This is a genomic window from Burkholderia sp. BCC1638, assembly GCF_902833195.1.
Lineage (GTDB): Bacteria > Pseudomonadota > Gammaproteobacteria > Burkholderiales > Burkholderiaceae > Burkholderia > Burkholderia diffusa.
The window spans coordinates 220,960-238,785 of the sequence record NZ_CADFEC010000006.1; the positions used below are offsets into that span (position 1 = coordinate 220,960).

Here is a 17,826-nt window from a genome sequence, read left to right on the forward strand (position 1 = left end):
CGTCAGGTGCCTCGGAGGTCGTGAGCGGCGCGCATCAGAGCACCCGCGACAGGAACGCGCGCGTGCGCGGATGGGCCGGCGCGTCGAGCACGACGGCGGGCGGGCCCGACTCGACGATGCGGCCGCGCTCCATGAACACCACGTTGTCCGCGACTTCGCGCGCGAAGGCGATCTCGTGCGTGACGATCACGAGCGTGGTGCCCGAGCGCGCCAGCTCCTTGATCACGTCGAGCACTTCGTTGACCAGTTCGGGATCGAGCGCCGACGTCGGCTCGTCGAACAGCAGCACCTTCGGGCGCAACGCGAGCGCCCGCGCGATCGCGACGCGCTGTTGCTGGCCGCCGGACAGCTGGCGCGGGTAGGCATCGGCCTTGTCCGCGAGGCCGACGCGCGCGAGCAGCGTGCGCGCGGTGCGCTCGGCGGCCTCGCGCGTGACGCCACCGACGGCGACCGGCGCCTCGACCAGGTTCTCGAGCACCGTCAGATGCGGAAACAGGTTGAAGTTCTGGAACACCATTCCGACCGCCGTGCGCCGCTTTAGCACGTCGCGCTCCTTCAGCTCGTGCAGCACGTCGCCGTCGCGCCGATAGCCGATCAGCTCGCCGTCGATGTCGATGAAGCCGTCGTCGACGCGTTCGAGATGGTTGATCGTGCGCAGCAGCGTCGACTTGCCCGAGCCGGACGGCCCGACGATCACCGTCACGCTGCCGCGCGGCGCGACGAACGACACGTTGTCGAGCACGCGCTGCATGCCGAACTGCTTCGACACGTTGTGCACGGCGACCTCGCCGCCGGTGCGCGGCACTGGCGCGTCAGCGTTGCCCTGAAACGTCGCATCGGCCGTTGCGCTGTGTGTCGCAGCACGCCGCCGCAGCGCACCGATGCGCGCCAGCACGAACGTCAGCGCCGACGGCGGCGGATTGCGCAGCGCACCGCGCGCATAGTGGCGCTCGACCTGCACCTGGATCGCGGACAGCACGGTCAGGATGATCAGGTACCAGACGGTCGCGACCATCAGCAGCGGAATCACCTCCAGATTGCGGCGATAGATCACCTGCACTGTGTAGAACAGTTCGGGCATCGCGAGCACGTAGACCATCGACGTGCCTTTCGCGAGCGTGATCAGGTCGTTGAACGCGGTCGGCAGGATCGCGCGCATCGCCTGCGGCAACACGATGCGCGTGGTCTGGCGGCCGCGCGGCAGGCCGAGCGCGGCGGCCGCTTCGAGCTGCCCCTGGTCGACCGCGAGAATGCCGCCGCGAATCACTTCCGCGGAAAACGCCGCGTGGTTCAGCGTGAGGCCGAGCACGGCCGCAAGGAACGGGCTGATCAGGTCGGTGGTCGGCGTGTCGAACCACACAATGTCGGTGAACGGCACGCCGAGCCGCACGTGTTCGTACAGGTAGCCGAGGTTGTTCAGGATCAGCAGCAGCACGATCAGCGGAATCGAGCGGAACAGCCACACGAACGTCCACGCGCTCACGGCAAGCAGGCGCGAGCGCGACAGCCGGGCCAGCGCGACGAGCGCGCCGAGCGCGAAGCCGAACACCGCGCCGAGCAGCGTCAGCACCAGCGTGCGCGCGAGCCCGGACAGCACCGGCGGCGACAGGAACCATTCGGCGAACACCGGCCAGCCCCATTGCGGGTTGCCGAGAATCGAATGCAGCGCGAGCGCGATCAGCACGAGCGCGAGCACGGTGCCGACGGTGCGCGACCTGTGCCGGGCCGGCACGATGCGCGGGCGCGGGCCGGCGTCGCGGGCGGGGGCGGAAGTGAGCGGCGGCAGTGCGCCGCCGAGATGGGTCGTGTCGCTCATGTCGGTGAGGGTCCTCGATCGAGTTGGCCGGATGCGCCGCGCGAGGCGGCGCGCAGGCGTCAGGCGTGCGCTTCGGCCGCGTCGCCCTGTTTGCGCACCGCGCCGGGCGCCGCATGGCGGCTCGCCTTGCGCGGCAGGCCGAGGTGGTCGCGCAGCGTGCTGCCCGGCAGGTCGCGGCGGTAGCGGCCGCGCGCCTCGAGCACCGGAATCACGAGTTCGACGAAGTCGTCGACGCCCTGGGCCTGCACCGGGAAGCCAAGGATGAAGCCGTCGCCGGCTCCGGCGTCGTGCCAGCGGATCAGCTCGTCGGCGACGTGCTCGGCCGTGCCGATGAAGTTCGGGCGCGGCGTCGCGACGGCGAGTGCCGTCTCGCGCAGCGTGAGGCGCTTGCGCTTCGCGTCGGCCTTGATCCGGTCGGTGGTCGAGCGGAAGCTGTTGCGGCCGATATCGCCGAGTTCGGGGAACGGTGCGTCGAGCGCGTACTGCGTGAAATCGTGGTGATCGAAATAGCGGCCGAGATACGCGAGCGCCTCGTCGATCGTCAGCAGGTCGCGGATCGCCTGGTACTTGTCTTCGGCCTCGGCGGCCGTGCGGCCGACGATCGGCCCGACGCCGGGAAAGATCTTCACGTCGCCCGGCTGCCGCCCGTGCTCGACCGCGCTTTGCTTCACGCGTCGCGTGAACGCGGCCGTTTCGTCGAGCGACGGCGAATGCGTGAACACGGCGTCCGCGTACTTGCCCGCGAGCCCGATGCCGGTGTCGGACGAGCCGGCCTGGAAGATCACCGGCTGCCCCTGCGGCGAGCGCTGGATGTTCAGCGGGCCGGCAACCTGGAAGAAGCGGCCGTGATGATCGAGCGTATGGAGCTTGTCGCGATCGAAGAAGCGCCCGCTCGCGCGATCGCGCACGAACGCGTCGTCGTCCCAGCTGTCCCACAGCCCCTGCACGACGTCGAGGTATTCGTCGGCGATTTCGTAGCGCAGTTCGTGATCGGGATGCGCCTTGCCGAAATTCTTCGCGGTGCCTTCGAGCGGCGTCGTGACGACGTTCCAGCCCGCGCGCCCGCCGCTGATCGCATCGAGCGACGCGAGCTGGCGCGCGACCGTGAACGGCTCGCTGTACGACGTCGAGATCGTGCCCGCGAGGCCGATCTTCTTCGTCGCGACCGCGAGCGCCGACAGCACGGTGAGCGGCTCGAAGCGGTTCAGGAAGTGCGGGATCGACTTCTCGTTGATGTAGAGGCCGTCCGCGACGAACGCGAACGCGATGCCGGCGGCTTCCGCTTTGCGCGCGATGCCGATCGCGAAGTCGAGGTTGATGCTCGCGTCTGGCGGGTTGCTCGGATGCCGCCACGCGTTCATGTGGCTGCCTGCGCCTTGCAGCATCAGGCCGAAGGGAATCGATCGTCGGGTCGTCATGGGAGCGTCACGCGTTCTGGTCGGGGGAAGGGAAACGTTCGGCGGCGAGGGCCGCCTGCACGGGCGTGATCGATTGCGCGCCGCCGAGCCATTCGGCCGACGCGAGCCGCGCCGCGTAGTCGGTCACCGGCGAGTCGATCACGAATGCATCGACGTCGAGCCGCCGGCTCAGCAAGTCGAGCGCGCGGTGCACGCGTTCGGGCGTATCGGCCAGCACGGTCGGGCGCAACTCGTCGATCCGGTAGTCGGACGCGCCGCTCTGTCGCGCGAATTCGGCGGCGGCCTGCGCGCTCGCCAGATTGAAGCTCTGGCCGCCGGCAAATTGCAGCTTGAAGATCTTCAGCGGCCCGATCAGTTGCTCGGCTTCGTCGCGGGTCGGCGCGGCGACGGCGTACAACGCGACGATCGGGCGTGTGCCGCCCGCGTCGCGGTACGCCGCCAGCGAGCGTTCGAGGTTCGCGTCGTCGCCGTTGAAGTGTCCTGCGTAGCAGAAGCGCCAGCCGTGGCGGGCGGCGAGCGCGCCGCTGTCGGGCGAGCCGCCGAGCAGGATGCGTTCGGGCGCGTGCGGCGGCACCGGCATCGCGACCGCGCCGGCGAGCGGATGATCCTCGGCGACGCCCCAGCCGAGGAACGCGTCGAGTTCCGCGAGCTGGCCCGCGAAGTCGGGCTTCTTCGCCTTGTCGTGAAACCATTGCAGCGCGCGCGTGGTCAGCGGCAATCCGCCGGGCGCCTTGCCGATGCCGAGATCGACGCGGCCCGGCCCGAGCGCGGCGAGCAGCTTGAACGACTCGGCGACCTTGAACGGGCTGTAGTGCTGCAGCATCACGCCGCCCGAACCGACGCGAATGCGCGATGTGTGCGCCAGCAGGTGCGCGACGACGATCTCGGGCGCGGAGCTCGCGAAGCCCGGCGCGCCGTGATGCTCGGCGACCCAGAAGCGCTCGTAGCCGAGCTGTTCCGCGCGCCGCGCGAGGGTCGTCGTGAAGCGCAGCGCGTCGGCGGCGGTCGCGCCGTCGGCGATCGGGCTTTTGTCCAGCAATGAAAGCGAATAAGACATGGTGTCGGCGTTCCTGCGAGGGCGTGGACGGGCGGCGCTCAGCTCTTCGGCAAGCCCGGCGGATTCGTGCGCGACTGGTCGATCGCTTCGGAGGCGAGGTTCCAGCGGTCGAGGACCTGCTGATAGCGGCCGTTCCGGATCAGCCCGTTCAGCGCGACCGTCAGCGGATCGGCGAGCCCGCTGCCGCGGCGCGTCGCGATCGCGATGTCGGCCGTGCGCGGCCAGCCGCCGCTGATCGCGCCGACGAGGCGCGTCTTGCCCTGCTGCGCGCTCTGGTAGGCGAGCACCGAGTTCACGCTGAACACGGCATCGGCGCGGCCCGACTGCACGGCGACGATCCGCATCGCCTGGTCGTCGTAGTACTGGACCTGAACGGGCTTCAGGCCGTGCGCGACGTTCTCGCGATCCCATGCGAGCAGGATCTTTTCCTGGTTGGTGCCGGCATCGGTGACGATGCGCAGCCCCGCGACGTCCTTCGGCTCGCGGATCGACTGGATCTTGCTGTCGTTGCGCACGTAGAAGCCGACCTGGTCCTTGCGGTAGGTCGAGAAATCGAACTTCTGCTTGCGCTCCTCGGTGACGGTTACGTTCGAGATCACCGCGTCGACTTTCCCCGATTCGAGCGCGAGCGGCCAGTCGGCCCATGCGAGCGGGACGATCTTCAGCTTGCGGCCGAGGCTGTCGGACACGAGCTGGCCGACGTCCGCGTCGAAGCCGATCACCGTGCGCGCGTCGGTCGCATACGAGCTGATCGGCGGCAGGCTCGGCGCGACGCCGATCGTCAGCGTGCCGGCTTCGGCGAACCTGAACGACGCGGGCACCGCGCGCTCGACGGCCGCATCGGCTGCACCGCGCGGGCGGCCACGTTGCTCGGGGCTGAGGTCGAAGGTCGCGGCGGCCGCGGCGATCGCGGTCACGCCGATCAGCGCGGCGGCCAGCGTGCGGAGCGCACGCGGCGTGAAGGGTACGGCTCGTTGCATGGATGTGTCCTGTCGTTTCGTGTCTTGGGGAACGGGAGAGCGGAATCGGGTGGCGCGGGGCGTTCAGCGCGGCAGCACGGCTTCGGGAAGCGGCGCCCACAGGTCGGCGAGCGTCGACGTGCGCGACGGATCGGCGAGATCCTTGCCGAAGCGCAGGTGGAAATACGCTTCCGGATCGATCGACGAATCGAACAGCCGCGTATAGCCGGTGCGGTCGTACAGCGCCCACGCTTCGGGCTGGCGAAAGCCGGTGGTCAGGTACACGCGTCGATAGCCCTGCTGCGCGGCACGCAGTTCGAGCGCATCGACGATCAGGCGCGCGAGCCCCTGGCGGCGCAGGTCCGCGCGGGTCCAGATGCGTTTGAGTTCGGCGGTCTGCGCGTCGTAGCGCTTGAATGCGCCGCCGCCGATCGTTTCGCCGTCGCGCAGCAGCAGCACGAACGCGCCTTCGGGCGGCGCGAACAGCTCGGCCGGGTAGCGCGCGAGTTCGTCGCGTGCGGACGCGCGGCTGTCGGGGCGATACGCGTCGTAGCGCGTCGCGTATTCGTCGATCAGCGCGTCGACCAGCGGCTGGGCGCGGACGTCGAGCGGTGTCGTGTCGATGAGGCGGTCGTTCGTGGCCATGGGCATCGCGAAGGGCGCGCGATGCGGACGTTCCTGGCGGGGGCCTGCCACACGGCCCGTCCGGTCTGCTCCGTTATCGCGACGCGGTTGTCGTGATGACGGCGGCCGCGGTGCTTCCTGCGCTGCATCCGGCGTGCCGCCGCCGTTTCGAACACGTTAGCGGCGCGGCCGGCAAAGACGAACGAAGCAATTTCGATAAGGATTTCGCGGGGAGCGTCAGAAGGCTTGCAGGGGGAGTGGGGTGGGCGAAGAAGCCATAGTCGATCAGGCGCATTACCCGATGACGCGCGGAGGCGTCGACGCCTCCGCCAGCTGAAACAGGCAATCGCCACGCCGCACCTGCGCGGGCACGCGCTTGCACACCACTTCGCCGTCGCCGTTGAAGCGGTGCAGCACCGGTTCGCGCAGCGGCGTATCGGGGAAGTGCACCCACGCGGCCGGCTGGCCGGCCTTTACCTGGTCGCCGAGTTCGACGAGCGGTTCGTACAGCCCGCGCTCGTACGCGTAGACGAAGTGGCGATCGCCGTCGACACGCAGGAAGCGCGTGACGGTCGGCGGCGCATCGGGCACGAGCGCGCCGTGCAGCAGGCCGATATGGCCGAGGTAGTGCAGCAGCCCGTGGCGGCCGAGCCGGATCAGCGACGGATCGGCCATCCCCGCGCCGCCGAGTTCGGTCACGATCGAGATCGCGCCCTGCCGGCGCGCGGCCGATGCCGAGTGCACCGGGTTCGGCGCGTGCAGCAGCGCGTTCGGCAGCCCGAACGCGACCAGCAGGCCGTTGAGCTTCGCGGCCTCGTCATCGTCGAGCGGGTCGATCGCGAGCATGTTGCCGCCCTGGTACAGCAGCGAGCTGCCGCCCGAATGCAGGTCGACCAGATACTGCGCGCGCGACAGCAGCGCATGCTCGATGTAATGCGCGATCATCTGCGTCGGCGTGCCGGCCGGGTCGCCGGGGAAGCTGCGATTCAGGTTGCCTTCGTCGAGCGGCGACACGCGCAAGCCGGCGTCGGCCGCGGGGAAGTTCGCCATCGGCAGCAGGATCAACTGCCCGCTGACCATCTCCGGATCGATCTCGCGCATCAGCTGCGACACGATGATCTGGCCTTCGTATTCGTCGCCGTGATTGCCGGCCATCACGAGCGCGACCGGGCCGTCGCCGTTGCGGATCGACGCGATCGGGATCGGCAGCCAGCCGTATGCGGAGCGATGCACGGAATGCGGCAGGCGCAGATAGCCCGCATGCTTGCCTTGCGCATCGAGATCGATTTCGCAGTGGATGGGATTTCGGTGGGAGGAGGAGGCGGTCATGGCGGCATCGTTCGATGAACGGAATCTGCCATCTTATCGGGAAACGACCGCCGCGCGGCGTGCGCGGTGCGGGCAATGCCGGATGCCGTCAACCGGCCCGCGTGCGAACCCGCGACATCCGCAACCCGAGCAGCCGCACGCGATGTTGCAGCGCTGAAACGCATGCCGGCGCGCACATGCCGTGCGGCGCGTCGGCCCCTTGTCGCGACGGGGCCGGCGCGCGCGATCGCGTTAGCGACCGGAGGTTTCAGCTTCGATACGGCCTTCTTCCCACAGCGCCCAGAAACGGCTGCCGGCGCGATACGGATTTGCGCGTCGCGCCGCGTGATCGGTGACGCCCTGGCGATATGCGCCGTACAGCGTCAGCGGCGGATTGTCGACGACGCACGCGGCTTCACGCGCGGCGGGCGCGCGGTGCTCGGAAACGAGCCGTCGGATCAGCGAGGCGCCGTCGATCACGTCCAGTTGACCGCTCGCTTCCGCATGGCTGAGGACTTCGACGGTATTCATGTTTGGGCTCCCTGACATCCTGTTTCCCAGTCAAGGAGCAATAAGGGTGCCAGCCATGAAATACCGCGCGCCGCCCCGATCGTGCGGGCTTCTGCGGCGAACGTGACGCGCGGCGCGGGCCGATGTTACGGAACACGTCACGTGACACGGGCGCGCGCGGCGGAACACCTGCGCGTATGCGCGAAGTCACGCAAAGCGTTTCGGGAATGGATCGCGGAAAGCGAAGGGACGCGCGGAGGCCGCCGGCGTCAACGCGAACGGCGCGCGCTCAGCTCGTGGTCGCGGGCGTCACGCGGCTGCTTCCGGCCGAATAGAAGCGGTAGATTCCCTTGCCGGCCGACTTCGCGTCGTACAGCGCGCTGTCGGCCTGGCGGATCAGTTCGTCGGGGGAGCCGTGCCCGTCGTCGAGCGCGATGCCGATGCTGATCCCGAAGCTGACGGTCTCGCCGATCGACAACGTGTACGGCGCCGAGATCTGCCGGATGATCCGCGCGGCGAGGAGCGAGCAGGCGTGCATCGTGGTGGCGTCGAGCGCGACGACGAACTCATCGCCGCCGATCCGCGCCGCCAGCTCGCCGGGTGGCAGCGTCTTGCCGAGCCGTTCGGCGACCTGCGTGAGCACTTCATCGCCGGCCTGATGGCCGAACCGGTCGTTGATTGCCTTGAAGCCGTCGAGGTCGAGATACATGACGGCGAGCGTGGCGCTCGGCAGGTGCGGCCGGTGCGCGAGCATCCGCTTGAGTTGCGCATGCAGTTCGTGGCGGTTCGGCAAACCCGTCAGCGCGTCGTGTCGCGCGAGGTGCCGGATGTGCTGCTCGCTGCGGCGGCGCGTGGTGACGTCCTCGACGATGATCACCGCGTTGCCGTCCGGCACGCGATGGCGCGTCAGTTCCAGCTGTCGGCCGTCGGCGAGGGTGATGTCGAGCGGCACCGGTTCGTCATGGTTCAGCCAGACGTCGCATTGCGCGGCGAGACCTGCGCCGTCGGAATCGGCCACCGCGTTCACGCCGAGCGCCGCGACGACGTCGGGCAGTGGTGTGTCGAGCATGATCTCGCGCGGCGAGCCGAACAATTGCGCGGTGCGGCGGTTCGCGACGATCACGCGGCTCTCGCCGTCGATCATGCACAGGCCGTGCGGCATGTAGGTGAGGGCGGCGTCGAAGCGCGCGACGAGCTCGGCGTTGCGCTGGCGCGCGGCGATCAGCGCGACCAGCACGCGGTAATGACGCTGGACGACCGTGCGCATGGCCGCGAGATAGATCGCGAGCGGCGGCAGCAGCAGCCAGGCGCCGGGCCGGTCGACCAGCACCGCGCCGAGGCCGATCGGCAGGACGCCGAGCGTGACCTGGGTCATCGCGAGCCGGGGCAGCGCCGAATTGCGCGACGCGATCCCGCCGAACACGCCGCCCGCGACCATCACCGACAGCGTGCCGAGCTCGGCGTCGGGCGCCTCCACGCAGCCCATCACGCCGAGGCCGAGCACGAAGCATGCAGCGAGCGACACAGGCGCATAGCGCAGCGCCCAGTATTCGGCGCGATCGTCGCCGGCGGCACGGTGCACGGCATACGCGCGCGCGATTGCGAGCCGCGCGGCGAGCAGGCCGACGTCGACGACGAGCCACACGAAACACCAGAGTTGTTGCAGCCGGATCAGCGCGATCGCCGCGACGAACGCGCTGGCGAGGCCGGACAGCGCCATCGGGCGCACGTCCTCGAACAGCGTGACGAGCATCGACGGGCGCAGCGCGGCCGTCACGCGGTGATTGCCGCAGGGGGGAGTGGCGAGAACGGCATTCAGGAGGCTTGCCTTGACTGCCATGGCTATTTTGACCTCGACACGATGCGGCGCATTGCCGGCCGCCCCGCACGGCACGTGGCGGAGTGACCGGCGAGCCGGATGCGCACGACATTACCATGAAACGTTGGCCGCGCGTGTCGTGTGGGGGCGCCGGCGAGTCGTCGTCGACCACGCCGGCGCGCGCCTTGCGCATTCGCCGACGCGGGGGCAGGCGTCGTTGCCCACGGGACGATCTCGGGCGGCCGCCCGCGGACCGGTTTCAGCGCGCCGCACATGGCTCGCCCATGGCGGCGATCGATGCGCCCGCCGTGACACCGCCGGATCGCGCCCGTATGTCGCCCGCGACCGGACGCCGCAGCCCGTCTGAATCCCGTTATAAGAAATTCAATAAGTAATTCATGTGGGAAATACTATAGGCGATATATCGAAAACAATGCCAGAATGCGCGCCGCTCCGAACGCCGCGACACCCGATCGCCGTCCGAGCCGCATCAGGAGGTTCCCCCCCACATGAAAAACCACGGCCTGTCACGGCGGGGTTTTCTGAAAGCCAGCGTGCTGGCGGGCGTCGCGGTCTACGTCGCGCCCATCGGCAGCCGCGCGTTCGCGGCGCTCTTCGAAGAAAAACTCCTCACCCCCGTCAAATGGGATAGCGTCACCGGCATCCCCCAATTCCGCATCGACGGCATCGCGAAGGTCACGGGCTCGAAAGTGTTCGCCCGTGACGTGCGCGCAGCCGACATGCCGCACTGGCCGCAGCAGCAGTCGCACGCGCTGATCCTCCGCGCCACGCAGGCCGACCGCATCTACGAAGGCTTCGACCTGTCGCTGCTCGGCGACGAACTGAAGCCGGACCGCGTGGTCACGGCCGACGATCTCGCACGCGACGGCGTCGCGTTCCCGACGTTCTACGGCGACGACATGCTGTTGCCCGCCGGCAAGACCCCTGCGTATCTTGGCCATGCGGTCGCGATCCTCATCTATCACGACTTCGCGCGCTTCCGCTTCGCGAAGAACGCGCTCAAGTTCCGCGACGACGTGATCCGCTACGGCGCGGTCACGGGCCCGCTCGAGCGCGATCCGTGGGGCACGTTCCGCTACGTGCGGGTGGGCGGCAAGACGGCTTACGACGACGATGTCTATTCGAGCCTGAAGGATGCACCGATCTTCCCGAGCATGATGCGCAAGCACCTGCCGGTCTGGCCGGACGGCAAGGAGCACGGCAGGCTCGACGAGCAGGGGATGTTCCTGGCCGGCCAGATCGCCGCCGAGCTCGATCGTCCGTCGGCCGACTGGCTCGTATTCGATCGCGAGTACAGCACGCAGTCGGTCGATACCGCCGCGCTCGAACCCGACAACGCGAACTGCTGGTACGACGCCGCGACGCAGTCGATGCACCTCGTCGTGCCGACCCAGTCGCCGCTCGAAGTGGCGGAGAACGCGGCCGCGATGGTCGCGAAATGCCGCTTCCCGGTGAAGAAGCTGTTCGTGCATCCGTGCTACACGGTCGGCTACGGCTCGAAGGATCATTGCAACGTGCCGTTCTACGGTCTCGTCTGCGCGCTCTACGCGGACGGCCGCCCGGTGCGGTTCGCGAACGACCGCTACGAGCAGTTCCAGACATCGCTGAAGCGCCACGCGTTCAAGATGCATTACCGGATCGCGGTCGATCGCAACACGGGTCTCATGCAGTCGTTCAAGGGCGACTTCGAGGCGAACGGCGGCGGGCGCTCGAACTTCTCGCCGTCGGTGGCGATGGTCGGCGCGACGGCCGCGCAATCGATCTACTACTTCCCGAAGAGCGACCTGGCTGCGGTCGCGATCGCGTCGCGCGCGATCGACGCCGGCTCCGCGCGCGGCTACGGCACGCTGCAGAGCATGGCCGCGACCGAGATGGCGGTCGACGAGATCGCCGCGCAACTGAACCTCGATCCGATCGAGTTCCGCCTGCGCAACGCGCTGCGTTCGGGGATGAAGAACACGCAGGGCGCGATTCCCGCCGGCGCGCTGCGCGTCGACGAAGTGCTGGAGCGCGCGAGGCAGCATCCGCTGTGGACGCGCCGTGCGGCGCGCAAGGCCGAATTCGAGGCGGCGAACCCGGGCAAGCGCTACGGCGTCGGCTTCGCGTGCGTGCAGAAGGACTTCGGCACGGGTGCCGAGGCATCGTTCGCGAAGGTCGAATTCGACGAGAACGGCAAGGTGTCGCTGCATCACACGGCGGCCGAGATCGGCACGGGGATGTCGACGTCGCAGGCCGTCGCGGTCGCGAAGTGGCTCGGCCGCCCGGCGACCGAGGTGCGCGTTGCCGTGACCGAATGGCCCGATCTGCCGGTCGAGACGAGCGGCGATCCGTACCTGATGTCACAGGCCGACCAGGACCGGCTGAGCGCGAATCCACGCTGGTCGCCGGGCTATGCGTCGCCGTCGAGCGCGACGAACTCCGCGTACTACTTCACGCACAGCACGCGCGAAGCCGCGCGCGCGGTGTTCCGCTACGGGCTGTGGCCGGCCGCGATGTCGATCTGGACGCGCGGCCTGGGCGGCGGCCAGGCCGCGCCGTACACGATCCGCATCGAGGACGCGCGCTGGGTCGACGGCAAGCTGACCGCCGACGGCCTCGAGCCGCTGACGTTCGAGCAGCTCGCGAAGCAGGCGCATGCGCTCGGCCTGCCGACCGGCGCCGTCGTGCACGTGTTCAACCGCTGGCAATGGACCGACGCGGAGTTCGACGTGGGCGGCGCGGTCGATCGTCTGCCGATCGACGGGTTGTCGCTGCGGGTCGGCGCGCCGAAGACCGGCGACGACGGCCCGATGCTGGGCACCGCCGCGCCGGCCGGCGCGACCGCGATGCACGGCACGCTGGCGCCGACCGCGAACGGCTATCGCGTGCTGGACCGCAAACGCGTGTTCATCCCGCCGACGAGCCGCAACAACGCGGCCGTCACGTACTACACGGCGGTCGGCACGCTCGTGGAGCTGGCCGTGCACGAAGCGACCGGCAAGGTCGAGCTGCTCACGCATCATTCGGTCATGGAGTGCGGCAACCAGATCTCGCCGCAACTCGTGTCGGGCCAGTTGCAGGGCGGCCTCGCGATGGGCATCGGCCATGCGCTGCACGAATACCTGCCGCTTTACGAAGACGGCCCCGGCAACGGCACGTGGAACTTCAACCGCTACCAGCTGCCGCGCGCGACCGACGTCGCCGTGTGGTCGCAGACGGGCGACATCCTGCCGCCGCTGTCCGAGACCGATCCGCCGAAGGGCGTCGCCGAGGTGGTGATGATCCCCGTCGTCGGCGCGATCGTGAACGGCATCGCGCACGCGATCGGCCATCGTTTCACCGACTTGCCGGTGACCCCGCAAAAGATTCAGGAGGTGCTCGCATGACGACCGCCCAAACCGCCGCGTCGGCCGCGAGCGCCAGCGCGGCCGCGACCGGCGCATCCGCGCCGAATGCGGCTTCGGCCGCCCCGGCATCGGCACCCGCTGCCGCACCGGTCGCCGTCGAGCGTCCGCTCGTCCGCTTTCAGCAGAAACCGCTGTCGGTGAACATCAACGGCAAGTCCGTCGGCCCGATGCAGGTACCCGAAGGGCTGATGATGATCGAGTTCCTGCACGAGTATGCGGGCCTCACCGGTTCGCGGCTCGGCTGCGGGCAGGGCATCTGCCACGCGTGCGTCGTGATCGTCGACAAGCCGGACGGCACGAGCGAGGAAATGCGCACGTGCATCACCGGCGCGCACTTCTTCCACGGCCGTTCGATCCGCACGATCGAAGGTCACGCGAAGCGCAACGAAGCCGGCGAAGTGGTGGAGCTGTCGCCGATCCAGCAGAAGTTCCTCGAGCACTTCAGCTTCCAGTGCGGCTACTGCACGCCGGGCTTCGTCAACGCGGCGACGGTGCTGATCGAACGCCTGAAGCGCGAGCCGGTCGCGAAGGCCGACGTCGAGCGCACGATCACCGACGCGCTGAACGCGCACATCTGCCGCTGCACCGGTTACGTCCGCTACTACGAAGCCGTGAAGGACGTGATCTTGACGACGCCGGGACTCGTGAAGGACGCCGCATGAAACGCACATTCGCCCATCGTGCCGCGCGGGCCGCGGGCCTGCCCGCACTCGCGGCCGCCTGCGCGCTGCTGCTCGCCGCCTGCGGCGGCCATGACGCGCCGGCTTCGAACGCGGCGTCCGGCGCGCCGGGTGCCGACCAGATCGCGCGCGGCCGCTATCTCGTGAAGGCCGCGGACTGCGCGGCGTGCCACACCGCGAAGGACGGCGCGCCGTTCGCCGGCGGTGCGCCGCTCGAATCGCCGTTCGGCACGTTCTACGGTTCGAACATCACGCCCGACAAGGACCACGGGATCGGCGGCTGGAGCGCGGACGACTTCTACGCCGCGCTGCACGACGGCAAGGCGCCGGGCAAGCGTCTGTATCCGTCGATGCCGTACACGTCGTACCGGCAGCTCACGCGCGCCGATACCGACGCGATGTACGCGTACCTGAAGACGGTGAAGCCGGTTGCGCAGGAAAACCGCGCGCACGAACTCAAGTTCCCGTACAACCTGCGCTTCGGCATGGGGTTCTGGGACATGGCGTTCCTGAAGGACAGCCTGCCCGACGCATCGACCGGCCAGTCCGCCGACTGGCAGCGCGGCCGCTATCTGGCGGGCGCGCTCGGCCACTGCGCGGAATGCCACACGCCGCGTGCGTTCACGGGGCAGCTCGACGGCGCGAAGCCGTTCGCGGGCGCCGCGCTCGGCCGCGTGGCCGCGCCGGACATCACGCCGGCCGGCCTCGCCGCGCGCGGCTGGACGGGCACCGACCTGCAGACGTTCTTCGGCGTCGGCATCGCACCGCAAGGCTCGGCGTTCGGCGAAATGTATCCGGTCGTGCATCTGAGCACGCAATACATGACGAAGGACGATCTGCGCGCGCTGTCCGTGTACCTGCTCGGCGATACGCCGCCGGCGCCGCAGCCGGTGAAGCCGGTGTCGGCCGATGCCGCGCAGCTCGCGGCCGGCCGCTCGGTGTATCTCGCGGTGTGCGCGGGTTGTCACGGTTTCGACGGCGAAGGCAAGCCGCACGTGGCGGTGCCGATGAACGGCAATTCGACGCTGCGTCAGGGCGATGCGCGCAACCTGCTGGTCGCGATGCTCGACGGCATCGACGAGCAGAAGTTCGCCGGCTTCGAGAACCTCCAGCCGATGCCGGGTTTCGCGCACACGCTGAGCGACGACGAACTCGCGCAGCTCGCGAATTACCTGCGCGCGACGTGGGGCGGCCAGCCCGCGAGCGTTACGCCGGCCGACGTGAAGGCCATGCGTCGGTAAGTCGTGCGACGAAGCGGGGCGTCGCGCGCGAGGCGGCCGGTTTCCGGCTGCGCTCGTGCGTGACGCCCCGCTCGAGCCTTTCCGGCGGCGCTTCAGTAGCCGCCGCCCCCTCCGCCGCCACCGCCACCTCCGCTACCGCCCGCGCCGCCATACCGGCTCATGCCGGGGCCTTGCGACATGCCGCCACCCGACGACGTACATCCGGCCGACAGCACCAGCATCAGCGCCGCGAGCAGCGCCGCGGCCAATCTTGCGGAACTCATTTCACTCTCCTTTCGCCGAGAAGGCCGCGCGGCCGGGCGGTTCGCGTGAACCGGCGACCGCGCGATGACGAAACGTTTCCGGCGGGCGGTTTATTCCATGCTTTTTGCGTTCGGCACAAGGCAAAACGGAGCGGCGCACGCGTTCGCACGCGCACGCCGCGGGGGGCGCGCGCGCCCGCGGATTCGCTACATCACGGGATGCGTAGCCGGAATGCCGCCGTCGCGGCGGCCTCCGGTCAACGATAGACGAGATCGGCGCGGCGGTTCTGCGCCCACGAATCCTCGTCGTGACCGAGCGCGACGGGCTTTTCCTTGCCGAGGCTCACCGCCTCGAGTTGCGAGGCCTGCACGCCCAGCGTCTCGAGCGCGCTCATCACGGCTTGCGATCGGCGTTGGCCAAGCGCGAGGTTGTATTCGGATGTCCCGCGTTCGTCGGTGTTGCCCTGGATCAGCACGCGGCGCGACGGGTGGCTGCGCAGATAGTCTGCGTGCGCCTGCAGCAGTGTCTGGTATTCCGGCTTCACGGAGTACTGGTCGAAATCGAAGTAGACGCTGCGCTTCGCGAGCGGGCTGTTCGGATTGTTGAGATCGTCGGCCGCCACCGTCGCGACCGCTTCGCTCGATGGCGCCGGCGCCATCTCGGCATTCTCCGGCGTTTTCGCCGCGTGGTGACAACCCGCCAGCAGCGCGAAGGCTGCCATGACCGCAAATCGGTTCGTTTTGCTCATCGTGCGTCTCCTGCGGTTGACTGCGAGGAAAGCGTGGTGCGCGCGAACTGCCGCGTCACGCATCCGGCGAGACGGCGCGAAAGTGCCGGCTTCCGTGCGCGATGCGCTTTCGTAAGCCGGCGATGCGCCATATGAAAGATTGTCTCGGCCGGAACGCCGAAGCACGGCGCCGCTGCAACTAGATTAGGAAAAATGTCACAGCGTGACCAGTTTCTCTCATTTTTCACACGGGAACGACGCAGGACGCATTCTTGCTTGCGCGGAAACCGCGGCATGCACGGCGATGCGTGATGTGCCGTGCCGGTGCGGGCGTGTCACGCATCGCGGGGCGTCAGAACTTGTGCCGCAACCCGAGCGCGACCACCAGCTGGTTGCTGTTGCCTGAAGGCGTCATCGTCCAGACGGTCGCGTTGAACGCGGGATTGCCGTTGCCGCCGCTCACGCTTTGATAGACGGCTTCGAGATACGCATCCGTGCGTTTCGAGAACGCATAGTCGGCCTGCGTGACCACGTGGTTCCATTTCGGGCGCGTCTGGCCCGTGCGTGTGTCGAAACGGCCCATCGTATACGTGTACGCGGCGGCCACGCTGAATGCCGGCGTGACGAAGTAGCGGCCATCGACCGAGAAGTTGTCGAAGACGAGCGATTCGCCCTTTAACGGGGTGATGCCGCTGCCCTGAAGCACGCCGCTCACGCCGTCGGTGGCCGAGTGCGACCACGCGGCGCCGACCGAATGCGGGCCGAACGCATAGCGGCCGGCCACGGCCCAGATCTGCTGGTTGCCGCCCGTGATCGTCGCCGAGCCGTCGACCGTGCTCAATGCGCCGTCCGGATTCGGCGCATTGCGGTCGCGGCTGATCTTCAGGTAGCCGGCGCCGAGCTTCAGCGGCCCGTTCGCATACCCGAGCCCCGCGCTCCACACGGCGTTGTTCGAGAACGCGCCGGCCGTGTTCGAGAATCCGAACATCGCGCCGAACGTCAGCCCGCGATACGTCGGGCTCGTGTACTTCACCGCGTGGTTGATACGCAGGTTGCGGTTCGAGTCGTCGTTGTCGTACGGATGCACCGCGAGGTTGCCGCCCCAGCCGGGGCCCGACGCGCCGAGCGGCGTCACGAAATCGAGGATCAGGTCGTACTGGCGGCCGAACGTGAGCGTGCCGGCCGTGCGCGAGCTTACGCCGAGCCACGCCTGACGGCCGAACATGTCGACGCCTTTCTGCGACAGCTTGCCCGTCGTGCCCGAGAAGCCGTTCTCGAGCGTGAAGACCGCCGCCATCCCGCCGCCGAGATCCTCGCGGCCGCGCACCCCCCAGCGCGACGCGTTCAACGCGCCGCTCGTCAGCCCGACGCTGCCGCTGCCGGGCGAACCGGCGCCTTGCGTACGCTGGTTGGTCGCGTAGGTGATCGACGTATCGATCAGGCCGTACAGCGTCACGTTGCTCTGCGCGTGCGCGACGCACGGAATCAGGCCGGCCGCGCAGGCGGCGAGCACGGTCCCCGGGAGCACGCCGGTACGACGGCCGCGGCGGACGGCATGCGGCGTGGCAACGCGCGCGTTGACGGGCCGCATGGTTTTATAGGAATGCATAGGATTTTTTATCGTTGGTCTCCGGCCCGATCGCCGGTGGGTCGCGTCGGCGCGCCGGCCGACGGATCGAGCGGCCATTATTGGAGATCGCGCGACCGTCGATTAAGGCGCTGCACAGGAAAGGTCCTCTGCGAAATAGCGTGGAATCGCGGCGGTTCGACGCAGGGTGTTTTCGTCGAATCGGCACGGAATGGAACCATCGCGTGTGCGGAAGGATTCGGCATTTACGAGGCGGTTCAGCGTGAGCGTCGGCATTTTCAGGAGCCGTCCGCGTGATGTTGCAGCGCGCAAGGTCGTGCATTGCCGCGTTGCCCGTTGGAGGCGCCATGTATTTCTGACGTCACGCGCGGTGACCAGCAAAATTTTCCGCCCGAAACGGCAAGGGCCGAATCGCCGCATCGGGTTCAT

14 protein-coding genes are annotated in these 17,826 nt (G+C 68.7%); 3 read left to right on the forward strand and 11 right to left on the reverse strand.

From position 1 onward, the window contains the following. Window positions 1–34: 34 nt before the first annotated feature. The 8 genes from HWX22_RS32240 to HWX22_RS09675 form a co-directional block, all read right to left on the reverse strand. Window positions 35–1,816: an amino acid ABC transporter permease/ATP-binding protein gene (locus HWX22_RS32240; RefSeq protein ID WP_175915510.1), complete on the reverse strand. Its 1,782-nt coding sequence runs from the start codon at window positions 1,814–1,816 to the stop codon at window positions 35–37. Window positions 1,817–1,875: 59 nt separating this feature from the next. Then, entirely contained in the window at window positions 1,876–3,234 is a 1,359-nt protein-coding gene (locus tag HWX22_RS09645; RefSeq protein ID WP_175915511.1) for an LLM class flavin-dependent oxidoreductase, read from the reverse strand. Between the two features lie 7 nt (window positions 3,235–3,241). Further along, on the reverse strand, window positions 3,242–4,291 hold the full coding sequence (locus tag HWX22_RS09650; RefSeq protein WP_175915512.1) for an LLM class flavin-dependent oxidoreductase: 1,050 nt from the start codon (window positions 4,289–4,291) through the stop codon (window positions 3,242–3,244). 38 nt (window positions 4,292–4,329) lie between these two features. Next, window positions 4,330–5,271 (reverse strand): ABC transporter substrate-binding protein, encoded by a 942-nt coding sequence (locus tag HWX22_RS09655; RefSeq protein ID WP_175906927.1) that lies wholly within the window; start codon window positions 5,269–5,271, stop codon window positions 4,330–4,332. Between the two features lie 63 nt (window positions 5,272–5,334). After that, a complete protein-coding gene (locus HWX22_RS09660) occupies window positions 5,335–5,895 on the reverse strand; it encodes a GNAT family N-acetyltransferase (RefSeq protein ID WP_059525532.1) in 561 nt (186 codons plus the stop codon). Between the two features lie 273 nt (window positions 5,896–6,168). Next, window positions 6,169–7,203: a succinylglutamate desuccinylase/aspartoacylase family protein gene (locus HWX22_RS09665; protein WP_175915513.1), complete on the reverse strand. Its 1,035-nt coding sequence runs from the start codon at window positions 7,201–7,203 to the stop codon at window positions 6,169–6,171. 231 nt (window positions 7,204–7,434) lie between these two features. Then, the gene (locus HWX22_RS09670) at window positions 7,435–7,713 is read right to left on the reverse strand and encodes a hypothetical protein (RefSeq protein WP_175915514.1); all 279 of its coding nucleotides are present in this window, start codon (window positions 7,711–7,713) and stop codon (window positions 7,435–7,437) included. A 268-nt stretch (window positions 7,714–7,981) separates the two neighbouring features. Beyond that, the gene (locus HWX22_RS09675) at window positions 7,982–9,532 is read right to left on the reverse strand and encodes a sensor domain-containing diguanylate cyclase (protein WP_175915515.1); all 1,551 of its coding nucleotides are present in this window, start codon (window positions 9,530–9,532) and stop codon (window positions 7,982–7,984) included. 488 nt (window positions 9,533–10,020) lie between these two features. On the opposite strand from HWX22_RS09675, the gene HWX22_RS09680 reads away from it, so the two are divergent. Genes HWX22_RS09680 through HWX22_RS09690 form a run of 3 tightly spaced genes read left to right on the forward strand, consistent with a single transcriptional unit; the run spans window position 10,021 to window position 14,839 of the window. Beyond that, window positions 10,021–12,897, forward strand: a complete 2,877-nt coding sequence (locus HWX22_RS09680; RefSeq protein ID WP_175915516.1) for a molybdopterin cofactor-binding domain-containing protein — start codon at window positions 10,021–10,023, stop codon at window positions 12,895–12,897. Then, the gene (locus tag HWX22_RS09685) at window positions 12,894–13,580 is read left to right on the forward strand and encodes a (2Fe-2S)-binding protein (RefSeq protein WP_175915517.1); all 687 of its coding nucleotides are present in this window, start codon (window positions 12,894–12,896) and stop codon (window positions 13,578–13,580) included. Before HWX22_RS09680 ends, HWX22_RS09685 begins: the two co-directional genes overlap by 4 nt. Then, window positions 13,577–14,839, forward strand: a complete 1,263-nt coding sequence (locus HWX22_RS09690) for a cytochrome c (protein WP_175915518.1) — start codon at window positions 13,577–13,579, stop codon at window positions 14,837–14,839. The genes HWX22_RS09685 and HWX22_RS09690 overlap by 4 nt, the downstream gene beginning before the upstream one ends. Window positions 14,840–14,931: 92 nt before the next feature. Here HWX22_RS09690 and HWX22_RS09695 read toward each other — a convergent pair whose 3' ends face one another. From HWX22_RS09695 to HWX22_RS09705, 3 genes are all read right to left on the reverse strand, one after another. Next, window positions 14,932–15,102 carry a hypothetical protein gene (locus HWX22_RS09695; protein WP_175906937.1) on the reverse strand — a complete coding sequence of 57 codons (171 nt, stop codon included), beginning with the start codon at window positions 15,100–15,102 and terminating at the stop codon, window positions 14,932–14,934. A 236-nt stretch (window positions 15,103–15,338) separates the two neighbouring features. After that, entirely contained in the window at window positions 15,339–15,830 is a 492-nt protein-coding gene (pal, locus tag HWX22_RS09700; protein ID WP_059468012.1) for a peptidoglycan-associated lipoprotein Pal, read from the reverse strand. 331 nt (window positions 15,831–16,161) lie between these two features. Beyond that, window positions 16,162–17,418: a porin gene (locus tag HWX22_RS09705; RefSeq protein ID WP_175915519.1), complete on the reverse strand. Its 1,257-nt coding sequence runs from the start codon at window positions 17,416–17,418 to the stop codon at window positions 16,162–16,164. Between the last annotated feature and the right edge of the window lie 408 nt (window positions 17,419–17,826).